We start from the raw sequence: 13,869 nt of genomic DNA on the forward strand, positions 1-13,869 counted from the left end.
AGCGATTGCGGCTGTTGGCAGGAGGCTCGAGCTCATCGACCATCGCGATCGCGAAATCTTCGATTGTTTCGAGGTGCCAGTTGACCTGAATCTAACCGCATTCCGTCAGCGTAACGCCGGCATCCTATCTCGCGGTCGCGATCCCGGAGTCACGTCGCCATCACCTTCCTAATCTTCCAAATGCTGCCAGTGCTGCATGCGCAACAGTCAAAAATGAGATTATCCTCGGATCTGCGCTGTGCGCCTGCTTTTATTCCGCCGCACAAGGAACCAACTGATAAGGCCAATCACGACAAGCCCCCCCGCCGCCATGGCCGTCTGCGCGAGAGTGACGAGGACGGTGCTTGTTGTTCCGCTCCGAACCGAGGCTGTTTGTTCGACAGAGACCTTGGCCGCCGGGTTGCCGAAATGCTGGATCAGATAGTTGCTCAGGGTTGCAACCTGCGTATCCGAAAGCTCCTTGGCGAAGCCCGGCATAAAAACATCCGGCTGGCGGCGCAGCCCATCCAGGATGACCATCACCAGATTGTTGGTATTGGTCCTGCCCAACGCGGTATTGTGCAGCAGCGACGGCAGGCCGCCCTTAAAGCTGCCCTGTCCCTGCGCCTGGTGGCAGGTTGCGCAATAAGCATCGTAAATCTGCGGACCGCTCATGGCGTCCGGGTTCGACGGCAGCGCCACGCCGCGGATGCTAGCCAGCTCATCTGACGGTACGCCCCAGTCAAAGACCGGCTTCGTGTCGGCCGGGTCACGAATAGGCGAAACCGTTTTAAGGTAAACCGCGATCGCCTTCAGGTCCTCCTCGGTCAAAAACCGCAAGCTGTAGTCGATTGCTTCTGCCATCGGGCCAGCGGCCTGGCTTTTTCCTGAAGCGTGGCCGTCGCGCATATAGGTGACCAGTTCTTCGACGGTCCATCCACCAATCCCGCTGTTGGGGTCGGATGTGATGTTGGGCGCATGCCAGAAGCCAACCTCGCCCCCGGCCATTTCGCTCGACGTCCTTTCCGCCATGAACAGATTGCGCGGTGTATGGCAGCTTCCGCAATGCGCCGGCCCACGCACGAGATAGGCGCCCCGGTTCCATTCGGCGTTATGCGCGGGATCGGGCTTGAACGGGCCTTTGTCGAGGAACAGCAGGTTCCAGGCGGCCATCGACAGGCGGATGTTGAACGGGAACGGCAATTTCGTTTCAGCAGGGCGGGTTTCGACCGGCACCACGTCATTCATGAAATAGGCGTAGAGCGCGGCGACGTCGTCGTCGGACAGCTGCACATAAGAGGTATAGGGCATCGCTGGGTAGAGCTGCCTGCCGTCCGCCCGCACGCCTTTGCGCAACGCGGCGTCGAACTGTTCAAGCGTGTAATTGCCGATGCCGTTTGCCTTCGACGGCGTGATGTTGGTGGCAACGATCGGGCCGATGGGCGTGGCAATGGAAAGGCCGCCGGCCATGGCCGCGCCGCCGGGCGCCGTATGGCAGGCCATGCAATCGGATGCCGTGGCGAGGTATTTTCCATGCGCGATCTGATCGACCGCGGCCCCGGTGGACTGCTGCGCGTCTGACGTGCCGGGCACGGACAACGCCAGGGCAAGCGCGAAACCGGAAAACAGGCGATGCATCGCGCGGCTCATGTCTTCGCTTCGCTCATCGGAGCGGCAAGCGAGGCGCTCTTCCGCCCCAGAATATGCGCGACCGAGCGCAGGGCGACGGCCAGGCCGTTCTCCGTCGAGTTGCAGGTCGCGGAAGTCGGCAGCACGCCGGTGCTCGCCAGGAAGAGGTTCTCGTGGTCGTGCGCACGTCCCCATTGATCGCAGACTGAGGTTTTGGGGTCGCTGCCCATGCTGAGCGTGCCGCAAATGTGCTGGTTGTTGGCGAAGTCGCCGTCCCTGCTGAAGCGCAGGTTGGTCCCACCCATCCGTTCGGCGATGCGGCGGAAGTCCTGCTGGGAGCGCTCATGACCACGCTTCGTGTAGTCGGCGATCGCATAATGCGCTTCGGGCTTCGGAATGCCCATCGCATCCTTCTCGGAGCTCAGGGTTATACGGTGCTTGGGGTCCGGTAGCACCTCGAGCACGTTCTTCACGTTCATCTCGCGGGCCGCACTGTAGCGCAGGCGCTTCTCCAGTTCCGTACCATAAACGCCGGCCGCGATTAGACTTTTCGTGGCACCATCGACACGCGAGATGTTGGTGAAATCCAGCCGGTAGGGAGCGTGCTCGGAGCGGAACGCGCCGTCGCGCATCGTATTGATCGAACTCGGGCTTTGCGGTCCCCGTCCCAGCCATACCTCCTCGTCGGCGTCGAAGGTCAGCGAGGTGCTCGGATGATCCATCAGATTGCGGCCGACCATGTCGGAGCTGTTGGCGAGGCCCTTCGGGAACTTGCCGCTGGCCGACAGCAGCAGCAGGCGCGGGCTTTCGATGCCGTTGGCAGCGACTATGAAGGTCTTGCCGGTGACCCGGTGCGAGACCTTGTCGGGATCGTAGTAAAGCGCCGCCGCGATGCGGCCCTTCTCGTCATGTTCGAGCTTGTAGACATTGGCGTTGGGAACCAGCTTTGCCCCGGCCGTCTCGGCGGCGGCCGCCGCGAGCCCACCATGGTACTGGGCATCGATGGGGCAGATTGGCTGGCAGGAGTTGTTGCCGCAGCAGGCCGGCCGGCCGTCATAGGGCCGGCTGTTGCGCGCCGTGGTGTTGGTCACGACCGGGTAGTCGGAGGCGAGCCGCTCTCGCAGGCGGCGCATGGCAAAAGGCTCGGCGACCGGCTCCATCGGGAAAGGCTTGTTGCGCGGCGAGCCGGTGTCGGGCGCGCCCGAAACGCCCATGATCTCCTCGGCCTCCTGGTAGAAGGGCTCGATGTCGTCATAACTCATCGGCCAGTCGACGCCGACGCCATACAGGGTTTTGATCTTGAAATCGTTGGGCAGATTGCGCCAGGCTTGGGCCGCCCAATGCCATGTCGTGCCGCCGACCTGCCGAACATACTCGGCGGCGTAGGGGTAGGGTCCGGCCTGTACGAGATAGTTGTTCGGCTCCGGCTGATAGATCGGATGCGGTGCCCAGGCCGCGGGCGGGTAAGGCGACATCCAGTCGCTGCGGCGCGGCGAATTGCGGAAGCGTGCCACCAGCTCGCCGCGCGTGACGCGTGGGCCGGCTTCGAGAATGAGAACCGACGCGCCGGCGAGCGCAAGCTTGCGAGCGACCAGCGAACCGATGATCCCCGATCCGATGACGACGAAGTCCGCTGACAGCGTATCGGCCATCGTGTTTTCCTCAGATCGGGCTTCGCGCCCAACTGCCATAGGCGCCGTAGGCATAGGTCGGCGGCTTCAAAACGTCGGCGACGGTCTGCGCATTAAGCGCCGTCTCGAAGGCGAGGCAGCGCGCCTTGGTCCCGTCCCCAACGATGCCCATGTACCAGGCCGTCACGATCCGGGTCGGCAACGGCGCCAGTGACGACTTTTCGTCGTCCAAAGTTTTCTGCAACTGCATGGGATCGATCTTGCGCTGCTCGATCATGTCGAGCAGCGCCTTCGTTGCAGCAGGAAAACCGGGATCGTCGGCCACAAGGGCGCCGAACAGACGCAGGGACTGTGCCGCGTCGAGCGACGGGCGCCCTGCCAGGATGGCCGACAGCGCCAGGAACGCGCCATGGTCTGCGTCCGTCGCTTCCTGAGCCAGCGCCCACGGGATCAAGGATGCCGTGTAGGCCGAAACAAGTCCGAAAAGCAGAAGCCGGCGGCCAGGATCAGGATGCGCTTTTGAAGCCTGCATGACACATGTCCGATGTTGCAGTCGCGACGCCGGCGGATTTGAGCCGACAGCGTCGGCGTCGGAATAGTCCGCCCCCTACGCGTCCGGAGGCAGGACTGAAAGAACCCTTGCGATGAAGGTATGGAATTCGGTCATATAGTTTCGCAAGAAATCTTCGGTTTCTTCATTGCTCACCTCACCATCATCGGAAATCAGGCCCGGAGTGAAGCGAATATAGGCTTCAGGAGCGTTCATCTGCGGCGAATTACAGAAACTGAGCACACTGCGTAGACTCTGCTGGGCGACGGCCGTTCCGATCGCGCCGGGCGACGTGCCGATGACTGCAGATGGCTTGCGCGTGAACGAATTCTTGCCATAGGGGCGGCTGGCCCAGTCGATTGCGTTTTTCAACCCGCCGGGGATCGAACGATTATACTCCGGCGTGATGAAGAGGACGGCCTCTACGGCAGCGAGGGCATCCTTGAAGGCGCGTGCAGAAGGCGGAAAATCAGCATCGTAGTCGTAGCTGTAGAGCGGCAGATCCTTGAAGGACACCTCCGACATTTCTAACTCCGGGGGCGCAAGTTGGACCAACGCCTTCGCGAGTTTGCGATTGATCGATCCCTTGGCGAGGCTGCCGATAAGGTAGCCAACTTTATGTACGGTCATCGAAACCTCCATTTAGGCGCGGCGGTTTGAGGCCGCTCAGTCCGCGGCCGAAACGAGCTTCTCGCGGCCGGTTGCTTCGACAGCCTTGCGGAATTCGACATCTTCCCAAGAATTGATAGTGGTGCGATCAGCAACGGGCGGTCCATCGAGGCGACGGATTTCACCTGCACCGGCTGGTCGTCGATGATGATGAAGGCCGCATTCTCTGGCGTCAGCAGATGGTCCTTGACGGGATCGCGGATCGGTTCGCTGGACATCGCTTTCCTCCTCCGATCATCGCGCGGGGAGACCCGGCACCCCGTCAGATTCTGTCGAAGCCTCCGCCGGCGGCAACCAAGCCGCCGCTCACGCGCAGGGATTCGATCGCGCCATGTTGTTCGACGGGAGCTACGCCGGCTCCGTTAGTCTTGATGCCGCCGGCGAACTCGATCTCGAACGCGCCGGTGATGACATAGACGCCATATCCGTGCGGGCGTTCTGTCTCGCTCCGAGCATCGGCCGCGATGATATCGAGCCCGTTCACATCGACATGGCCTGCGCGAACCTTGTCGCGGGCGAGGATCCGAACGCAGCCAGTCGTCGTGACGCCGCGCAATTCGATCCGTCCGAGGCTCTGCCCGGGAGACAGACGGATCGACGGCACGTTCGCCAGACTGCCGTGAACGACGATTCGCTGGATACCCGGGTCCTTGGTGACCGCTACCAAAGCATCGACGGTCGAGACGGCGCATTCCACAGTCTGCATGAGGCGATCCTAAGCCGATGCCCATAACGCCCAGACCGACATAGGGACACTGCGTTTAGATCAATTCAAGGCGACGTTTCGGGGAAAGCAATCGATCAACTGAATGTGAATTCGCGGAGCCTAGGTTCAGGCAAATGAAACAGGGCGCTGCACTTATCAACTTTGGTCGCACGATGTTGCCGTGGATCTATTCTCGTGTGAGGGCAGCCTCGCCGCAGCAGTTTCTGCGGAGGCTTATGGCTGCTGCTCAACAGTCCGAGTTCGAAAAAATGGGCGAGGCCGAAACCGGCCCCGCCCTTCCAAAGCGTTGAAATATCGCCTTCGCTTACTTCGCAGCGCGTCCGGCCGCGACCCAGCTGTCGAACTGGGTCTTGTGCGCACCGACCCATTCTTCGGCCATCTTCGTGATGAGGGCGTTGCTGCCGCCGTTCTTGTTGATATTGAACTCCCAGTGGGACCAGTCCTCGAGCGGGAACTTCATGTTCTCGACGAGCGCCTTCACAGCCGGATTCGCGGCGATAAACTTCTTGTTGGCGACCGAACCCCAGTTCCAGGAGGCCATCGCCATGCGGCAGGGATCGGCGCCGCCGGCGCAGCCCTTGACACCCTTGACCAGGGCCGAACCCTTGTTCGGGACGGAGGGCGGCAGCGCGTCCTCCGGCGTCGGCAGCCAGACGACATCCTTGCCAGGAACCAGCGCGTTGTTCACCCAGGACGGGCTCCAGGCATAGAAGAAGGCCGGCTCGCCGCGCTTCACGCGGGCCACGGCCTCGACCATCAGCGCCTCGTACTTGCCGCGGATCGACTTGACGTTGTCCTTCAGGCCGAACTTGTCGAGCTGGAAATCGACGACGTCGCCGCAGGACCAGCCGGGATCGCAGTTGATCAGGTCGGCCTTGCCGTCCTTGCCGAACAGCGCCGCGATCTTGGGGTCCTTCATCTGGATCAGAGAGGTGATGTTGTGGGCGTCGGCGGTCTTCTTGTCGATCAGGTAGCCGTTGATGCCGCCGCCGACGATCATGCCGCCTCCGACGATCTCGGCATCCTTCTCCACCGCGCGGAAGCCCGGCTCGCGTTGCGGGAAGTTGACGTCGGTCGCAAGGTCGAGATCGCCCTGCCCCGCCGCCTGGAAGAACAGCGTCGTGTTCACGGTGCTGAGCTTGACGTCGTAGCCGAGCTCCTTCAGCGCTTTCATCACGATCTGGGCGGTGACGTAGTTGGCGCCGAGGCTGTCGCTCTGGGCGTAGCGCACGGTCTTGCCCTTGCCGGGCAGTTCCTGCGCCTGAGCAGGCGCCGCCGCAAAGGCGAGCGCGCCAGCGGCCATTGCCACCGTCAGCATCTTCAATCTGGTCATGGTCATCAACTGTTCTCCTCGTCGTCGACCGTGCCGGCCGTGGTTGCTTTCCCCTGCCCGCCCTTGCGACGGGTCTTAAAAACCGGAACGCTGCGCTGTCCCGGCCATTCCTTGAGTGCGAGCACCTCCCGCGGCGTGGAGGCTCCGCAACGCGTTCAGAGCGCCTGCTTCACCGGTGCCACGGCCTGGACGGTCTCGTCCGGCCGACCGCCCTTGAACAGCCGCGCGACCGCGCCGAGCAACGAGGCGCGTGCAGCTGCCCTGCCACCGGCCTTGGGAGCGGCGAGCTTCTGCGTGATCCGGTCGAGCACCATGGCGAGGAGCACGATGGCGATGCCGCCCACGGCAGCACGGCCGACATCGAGGCGGCCAAGGCCCTGCAGCACGACGAGGCCGAGGCCCTCCGCACCGATCATGGCGACGACCACCGAGAGCACCATCGCCGTCAGGACGGTCTGGTTCAGGCCGCCGAGGATGGTCGGGATAGCCAGCGGCAGCTGGATCTCGAAGAGGAGCTGGCGCTTGTCCGCACCGAAGGCGAGACCGGCCTCGACGATCTCGTGCTCCACCATGCGGATGCCGAGATTGGTGAAGCGGATCAGCGGGGGCGCCGCCGCCGTCACGACCGCGACCTCGCCGGGCACGGTGCCGACGCCGAACAGCATCACCACCGGCACGAGATAAACGAAGCTCGGCGTGGTCTGCATGATGTCGAGGATCGGGCGGACGACGTTCCAGACCCGGTCGCTGCGCGCGCACCAGATGCCGATCGGAATGCCGATGACGGCGCAGAAGACGATGGCGGTCGAGATCAGCGAGAGCGTCGTCATCGCCTCGTTCCACACGCCGAGCATGGCGATCACGATCAGCGAGACCGCACTGAAGATCGCGATGCCGGGCGTGGAGAGCCGCCAGGCCAGCAGGAAGAAGCCGACCACGAAGAGCGGGAACGGAATGGCGTGGAGGAGCCAGTCGTTTAGGCTCAGCAGGTTCTCGACCGGCCATTTGATGGCGAGGAAGATCGGCCGCAGATTGAGCGCGACCCAGCTGACGCCCTGCTGGATCCAGGCGTCGATCGGGAAAACGGCGAGATCGTCGGCTTTAAGCATGATGCTCTCCGACCGAAGCGGGCTTGGGAGTGGTGGATGAGATGCGGGCGAGGATGTCGTCGGCGCCGAGCGACCCCATGAACTTGCCGTCATCGTCGACGACCGCGATCGGGCGGCCGTCGCGATAGCTGCGGGCCACGTCGAGGAGCTTCGCGCCGGGCGGGACGCTGACATAGTCGCCGCTCGGGGCCGCGATCTCGCCGCCCGCACGGGCTTGCCCGCAAGCTTCGGCGTCGAGCGTCCCGAGCACCTTGCCCTCGCGGTCGAGCACGAAGCCGGCGCCGCCGGCCTCGCCGATCAGCGCTCCGCGCTCCGACTGCAGGATCGGCTCGCCCGGCCGCATCACGGAACGCGCATCGAACAGCCGCGCGCGGTCGACCTCGCGGGTGAAGGCGGCGACATAGTCGCTGCCCGGCTCCAGCACGATCGACTGAGGCGTGCCTTCGCGCACCAGCTCGCCATCGGACATGATGGCGATGCGGGTGCCGAGCTTCAGCGCCTCCTGGAAATCATGGGTGATGAACAGGATCGTCTTGTTCAGCGTGCGCTGCAGGCGCAGCAATTCGTCCTGCATCTCGGTACGGATCAGTGGGTCGAGCGCGCTGAAGGCTTCGTCCATGATCAGAATGTCGGCGTCGGTCGCCAGCGCGCGGGCGAGGCCGACGCGCTGGCGCATGCCGCCCGACAGCTCATGCGGGAAGTGGTAGCCCCAGCGGCCGAGGCCAACGACGCTCAGCACCTCCTCGGCGCGGCGGCGCCGCTCGCCCGGCGCAATGCCGCGCAGCTTCAGGCCGAATTCGACATTCTCGATGACGCGCTTGTTGGGCAGCAGTGCGAAATGCTGGAAAACCATGGAGATGCGGGTGCGGCGCACCTCGCGTAGCTCCTCCTCGCCCAGCGGAACGATGTCGCGCCCGTCGAGCAGGATCTTGCCGCCGCTCGGCTCGTTCAGCCGGTTGATGCAGCGGGCCAGCGTCGACTTGCCCGAGCCCGACAGGCCCATGACCATGTACATGGCACCCTCGGGCACGCTCAGCGAGACGTTGTTGAGCCCGACCACCGCGCCGAGCTTCTCGAAGACCTCGTTCTTGTTGCCGCCCTTCGCGAGCATCTCCAGCGCCGGGCGCGGCGTGCTCGAAAATATCTTGTACAGATTCTGGATTTGCAGTCGCTCGGTCATGTCCGGCCCCCTCTTCTCGGCGCCCGATTGATCGGGCTTGTTCGACCTGCCTGCCGACACCATTAAGTGCCGGCGGGGATGACGCGTCTTCCTGCGATCCGATGGAGGAACGTTCCTCTCCCTCGTCCCCCTGGAGGAATACGCAGGCGGCCGCTGCTAGCGGAGCGGCGAAAAATCCGTCGGCAGCAGGATCCGGTTCTCGGCCTGCTCGATGTTCTCCGACAGCCTGGGCAGGAAGGCCTGCCAGCGCGGGTCGTCCGCGAGCTGCCGGCGCCGGCGCGTCCTGTCCTCGAAATCGGCATAGGCCCAAAGATGGGTCACATGGCTGAGCGCCCCGATCTCGGTGGTGAAATAGCCGACCAGATGGCCGAGGATGGGTTGCTGGATCGCCAGCCCTTCCTCGCGGACCAACTGGAGATAGCGGCCCATCCGGCCGTTGCGGATCCGGTAGATGCGTTCTTCGACGATCATGGCTGCCGCTCCTCCCTGCCGTCCCCGAGGAAGCCGCGCATCAGCCCGGCGACCTGCTCGGGCGCCTCGGTCAGGATCGAGTGGCGCAGGCCCGGCAGGATGTGCAGCTTCGAGCCGGAAATGCGCTCGTGCATGTAGCGCGCCATGCGCGGATTGGAGCCGGCGTCCTCTTCCCCGGTCGCGATCAGGACGGGCACGCGGATCTGGTCGAGCAGCCCGCCGAAATCCGTTTGGGCCAGCACGCGATAGGCCGCAGCATAGCACTCCGGGTCGTTCTCCGCATTGCGCTGGCGCAGCTTGGCGATGAGTTCCGGGTTCTTCGCCTGGAAGTCTTCGGTCAGCCAGCGCGAGAGCGAGGCGTCGTAATGCGAGCCGCGATCGCCCGCCTGCAGGGCGGTAAGTCGGGCGGCGACACGTTCCCGCTCTTCTTCGGTGCGCCCGGCGACGGTTGCCAGCAGAATGAGGCGGCGGATGCGCTGTTGATGCGTCAGCGCCAGGCGCTGTGCGATCAGCCCACCAAGCGAGAAGCCGGCGAGGTTGAAGCTGCCGAACCCGGTATGATCGGCCAGTGCCAGCACGTCGCCGACGAAATCGTCGATCTCGTAGCGGCCGCGCGGCTTGCTCGAGCGGCCATGGCCGCGCAGGTCGAAGCTCAGGATGCGGAAACGGTCTGAGAGGCGCTCGACCACGCCCTCCCAGGCCTCGAGATAGGAGCCGACGCCGTGGATGCAGATCAGCGGCTCGCCCTCCCCCTCGATCCGGTAATTCAGCGTGACGCCGCCGACGGTCAGGCTTTGCGGTCCCTGCGCCGGCTCGGCACGCCGGGCAGGCAATGTCGCGCCAGCCATCGCCTTAGTGCCCGACCGCGGCCAGGCGCGGAGCCTGCGCCGCCGCCTTGGTCTTCTCGCGCTCGCGGGCGGCGAAATGCGGCATCACCTCGTCGATGAAGAGCCGCAGCGTCTTCATCTGCAATGCGAAAGGCAGGTTGAAGGAGAGGCCCAGCGCGAACTGGTCGACGCCGGCATCCTCGTAAACCTGCAGCTTGCGGATGATCTCGTCCGGCGTGCCGAACATCAGATTGTCGCGCACCGCCTGCGGATTGTAGTTGTCGCGGTTGGCGATGGTCTCGAACGGAATGGCCTCGGGGAAACCGTTCCTTACCGCACCGCTGTTCTGCATCAGATTCTCGAAATAGCCGCCATAGTCGACCGAGTGCCGCACGGCGAGCTCCCAATCCGCCTGCCGGTCGTAGACGCAGGTGCGCCGCTGCATCATCAGGCGCGGACGCGGGCGCTCCGGGTGATCGGCCACCGCCTTGCGGAATTTCTCGCCGAGCACCCCGACCTCGGCCGGCGGCGCCGAGAGCGGCGTCGAGAGGATATTGGCGCCGATGCCCACCGCCCAGTCGAAGGTGCCGGGGTCGCGTGCCGCCACCCAGATCGCCGGGTGCGGCTGCTGCAAGGGCTTGGGCACCGAGGTGGCGAGCGGGAATTTCCAGTACTGGCCGTCATGCTCGTAGTCACCGGCCCAGAGCTTCCGCACCGCCGGGACCAGCTCCTTCATGAAGGCGACGCCTTCCTGCTGGGGAATGCCGCCGGCCATACGGTCGAACTCGTATTGATAGGCGCCGCGCGCGATGCCGAATTCCAGGCGCCCGCCCGTCAGGTGGTCGCAGAGCGCCGCCTCGCCGGCGAGGCGGATCGGCGACCAGTAGGGCGCCACCAGCGTCGCGGTGCCCAACCGGATGCGGTCGGTATGCTGGGCGAGCCAGGTCAGCGTCTGAAAGGGGTTCGGCGAGATCGTGCACTCGATGGTGTGGTGTTCAGCGGTCCATAGCGTCTCGAAACCGCCCTCGTCGGCGACTTTCGCCAGCGCACGGAAGTTCCTGACGGCGTCCTGCATGGACTCCCCCGGCGAGAAGCGCTCCATGCTGATGGAAACGGCGAATTTCATGGCTTTCCTCCGTCGTTCTGGCTCATGCCGTGGGCCGCTCAGCGCAGGCGGATCACGAACGGGTCCTGCATGGCGCCCGAGTAGTCGATGAGAACGTTCTTCAGGCGCGAGAACTCGCGCATGACCTCGAAGCCGCCGCGGCGGCCATAGCCGCTGTTCTTCATGCCGCCATTGGCGGACATGTAGGCGGCAGAGCGGTAGGTGTTGATCCAGACGGTGCCGGCATCGATCTCGCGGGCGAAACGCATCGCCCGATCGATATCCTTGGTCCAGATGCCCGAGGCGAGGCCGTATTCGGTGTCGTTGGCGAGCTGGATCATCTCGGCCTCGGTCTCGAACGGCACGATGCCGACGACCGGCCCGAAGATCTCCTCGCGCATGAAGCGCATGTCGTTGCGGGCCTCGACCATGACGGTCGGCTCGAAATACCAGCCGCGGGCCAGCTCGCCGTCCTGCGGCTTCCGCCCGCCGACCGCGACCTTCGCACCCTCGCGCACGCCGGCCCCGACATAGTCCTCGACCTTGGCGAGCTGCGAGGCGAGCGCGACCGGGCCGATATCGGTGTCTTCGCTCTGCGGATGGCCGACCTTGATGCGGCGCGTGCGCTCGACCAGCGCCTCCACGAAACGGTCATAGATCGGCCGCTCGACGAAGCAGCGGGAGCCCGCGACGCAGGTCTGGCCCGCGGCGGCAAAGACGCCGGAGACGACGCCGTTCACCGCGCGATCGATATCGACATCGGAGAAGATGACGTGAGGTGACTTGCCGCCGAGCTCCATCTGGCAGGGAGCGAGGTGGTGCGCGGCATTGGCCGCTATCTTGCGGCCGGTGAAGGTCGAGCCGGTGAAGACGTATTTGGCGATGCCGGGGTGGCGCGTCAGCGCCTCGCCGGTGGTGGCGCCGTCGCCGGTGACGACATTGATCACGCCGGGCGGAATTCCGGCCTCGATCGCGAGTTCGGCCAGCGCGAGGCTGGAGGCGGTCGCGTGCTCGGAAGGCTTCACGACGATGGTGTTGCCGATGGCGAGGCAAGGCGCCAGCGTGCCCGTCAGCATCATCAACGGCGAGTTCCAGGGAATGATCATGCCGATCACGCCAAGAGGCTCGCGCAGGTTGAAATTCAGCGAGTCGAGCTTGTTGACCGGAATCGTATCGCCCTGAAGCTTGTCGGCCATGCCGGCGAAGTAGAAATAGGAGTCCGGGATCGCGCGCATCTGGGCGCGCATCTCCTTGAGCAGCTTGCCGTTGTCGCGGCACTCGATCATCGCGAGCTCATCGGCGTTCGCGAGCACAAGCTCGCCGAGACGGCGCACCAGCTTGCCGCGCTCGGTCTGCGTCATCCGGCGCCAGGCCGGGTTGACGAAGGCGGCCCTGGCCGAGCGCACGGCGGCGTCGACATCATGGGCGTCGCCCTGGGCGAATTCGTACCAGGGCACGGCCGTGGTCGGATCGTATGACGCGACGTAGGCGCCGCTCCTGGGCGCGACGAAGGCGCCATCGATGAACAGGCCCTGGCGCGAACCTTCGAGAGATTTGACGGTCGTCTTCATGGTCGCTCTGCCAGCTCAGATTTGCGGAAGGTTGGCCCAGGGCTGCGCATCGCCGACCATGGCGAGGCGGCCGCCATCATCGGAATCCATGTAGATTCCGAAGCGCTTGCTGGCGCTCTCGCGGACGTAGCGGCGCAGCATCGAAGAGATTTCCCGGGTCGGAATCTCGTCATAGGGAAGCTGGTCGATCGGGAAGAAGCGCAAGCCGGCGGAAAGCGGTTGCGAGGCCGCTGCCTGTGCGAGGCGGGCGCGGTAGATCAGGTAGCCCGGATCGCCGTCGGTGACGTCGAAGACGGAGTAGAGGAAGGTGTCGTCGGGCAGGAGCGTCAGCGCCTCGCCACCATCGAGCTTCAGCTCGCTATCGGCGATGCGGCGCTTCGCGCTCGGCAGCACCCAGCCGCCCTTGCCGTCCGACCGCAGCAAAAGCCTGCCGTCGGACTCGATCAGATAACCGACGATCATACCCTGGGATTCAAGCCAGCCCGGCGGCAGCGGATCCTTCACATTCGCATAGCGGCCGCGGCAGAAGCCGAGCGGCGCGGAAGGGCTCGTACCGAAGGCCTGCACCTCGCCGATCAGCACCAGGTGATCGCCGGCATCGACGCGGCTATGCACGGTGCAGTCGAACCAGGTCAGGCAATCGGTGAGCACCGGCGCGCCGGTATGGACGTGGTCATGATTGATCGTGTCGAACTTGTTCGCGGCCTTTGAGGCAAACAGGTTCGAGATATCGGTCTGCGCCTCGTGCAGGAGATTGACCGCGAAGGCGCCGGAACTGTTGAAGGCGCCGTAGCTATGGGCGCTCTTGCCGACGCAGACCAGAAGCAGGGGCGGATCGAGCGAAACCGAGGTGAAGGAGTTCGCGGTCATGCCGCGGGGTGCCCCCTCGGCATCGCGCGTCGTGATCACGGTGACGCCGGTGACGAAGGTTCCGAAAGCGCGTCGCAGCGCGACCGGATCGATTGCCGTTGCTGTCTTTTCCGCGGGAGCGAGCATCCGCCTCACCTCGATCAATGCGGGATCGTGGTAAGAGGCTAGGCGCCGAGGCTGCCGTTCGCTTCCTAGGAATAGCTGGACAAATTCCGGAA

Annotated in this window: 13 protein-coding genes and 1 pseudogene; all 14 read right to left on the reverse strand. The window is 64.5% G+C overall.

Annotated elements, in window-relative coordinates; translation table 11 throughout:
• Window positions 1-219: 219 nt before the first annotated feature.
• Window positions 220-1,629, reverse strand: coding sequence for a c-type cytochrome (locus tag AC1DEZ_RS01905; protein ID WP_476778408.1), 1,410 nt, complete (start codon window positions 1,627-1,629; stop codon window positions 220-222).
• Window positions 1,626-3,260, reverse strand: a complete 1,635-nt coding sequence (locus tag AC1DEZ_RS01910; RefSeq protein ID WP_476778409.1) for a GMC family oxidoreductase — start codon at window positions 3,258-3,260, stop codon at window positions 1,626-1,628. Before AC1DEZ_RS01910 ends, AC1DEZ_RS01905 begins: the two co-directional genes overlap by 4 nt.
• Window positions 3,261-3,270: 10 nt before the next feature.
• The gene (locus tag AC1DEZ_RS01915) at window positions 3,271-3,771 is read right to left on the reverse strand and encodes a sugar dehydrogenase complex small subunit (protein ID WP_441513217.1); all 501 of its coding nucleotides are present in this window, start codon (window positions 3,769-3,771) and stop codon (window positions 3,271-3,273) included.
• A 75-nt stretch (window positions 3,772-3,846) separates the two neighbouring features.
• A complete protein-coding gene (locus tag AC1DEZ_RS01920) occupies window positions 3,847-4,419 on the reverse strand; it encodes an NADPH-dependent FMN reductase (protein ID WP_476778410.1) in 573 nt (190 codons plus the stop codon).
• Between the two features lie 42 nt (window positions 4,420-4,461).
• Window positions 4,462-4,676 (reverse strand): annotated as a pseudogene (locus AC1DEZ_RS01925) (hydrolase); the annotation flags it as partial.
• Window positions 4,677-4,720: 44 nt separating this feature from the next.
• The gene (locus tag AC1DEZ_RS01930) at window positions 4,721-5,164 is read right to left on the reverse strand and encodes a hypothetical protein (RefSeq protein WP_476778411.1); all 444 of its coding nucleotides are present in this window, start codon (window positions 5,162-5,164) and stop codon (window positions 4,721-4,723) included.
• A 325-nt stretch (window positions 5,165-5,489) separates the two neighbouring features.
• Window positions 5,490-6,524, reverse strand: coding sequence for a glycine betaine/L-proline ABC transporter substrate-binding protein ProX (proX, locus tag AC1DEZ_RS01935; RefSeq protein WP_441513214.1), 1,035 nt, complete (start codon window positions 6,522-6,524; stop codon window positions 5,490-5,492).
• A 149-nt stretch (window positions 6,525-6,673) separates the two neighbouring features.
• Window positions 6,674-7,627, reverse strand: coding sequence for an ABC transporter permease (locus AC1DEZ_RS01940; protein ID WP_441513213.1), 954 nt, complete (start codon window positions 7,625-7,627; stop codon window positions 6,674-6,676).
• A complete protein-coding gene (locus AC1DEZ_RS01945) occupies window positions 7,620-8,807 on the reverse strand; it encodes a quaternary amine ABC transporter ATP-binding protein (protein WP_476778412.1) in 1,188 nt (395 codons plus the stop codon). Before AC1DEZ_RS01945 ends, AC1DEZ_RS01940 begins: the two co-directional genes overlap by 8 nt.
• A gap of 156 nt (window positions 8,808-8,963) precedes the next feature.
• On the reverse strand, window positions 8,964-9,278 hold the full coding sequence (locus AC1DEZ_RS01950) for an NIPSNAP family protein (RefSeq protein WP_476778413.1): 315 nt from the start codon (window positions 9,276-9,278) through the stop codon (window positions 8,964-8,966).
• The gene (locus AC1DEZ_RS01955) at window positions 9,275-10,126 is read right to left on the reverse strand and encodes an alpha/beta fold hydrolase (RefSeq protein ID WP_441513210.1); all 852 of its coding nucleotides are present in this window, start codon (window positions 10,124-10,126) and stop codon (window positions 9,275-9,277) included. The genes AC1DEZ_RS01950 and AC1DEZ_RS01955 overlap by 4 nt, the downstream gene beginning before the upstream one ends.
• Before the next feature lie 4 nt (window positions 10,127-10,130).
• A complete protein-coding gene (locus AC1DEZ_RS01960) occupies window positions 10,131-11,231 on the reverse strand; it encodes an LLM class flavin-dependent oxidoreductase (RefSeq protein WP_476778414.1) in 1,101 nt (366 codons plus the stop codon).
• A gap of 38 nt (window positions 11,232-11,269) precedes the next feature.
• Window positions 11,270-12,781: an aldehyde dehydrogenase gene (locus AC1DEZ_RS01965; protein WP_476778415.1), complete on the reverse strand. Its 1,512-nt coding sequence runs from the start codon at window positions 12,779-12,781 to the stop codon at window positions 11,270-11,272.
• 15 nt (window positions 12,782-12,796) lie between these two features.
• A complete protein-coding gene (locus AC1DEZ_RS01970) occupies window positions 12,797-13,777 on the reverse strand; it encodes a flavin reductase (RefSeq protein ID WP_476778416.1) in 981 nt (326 codons plus the stop codon).
• Window positions 13,778-13,869: the final 92 nt, after the last annotated feature.

The organism is Allobosea sp. 10L422 (assembly GCF_056395345.1).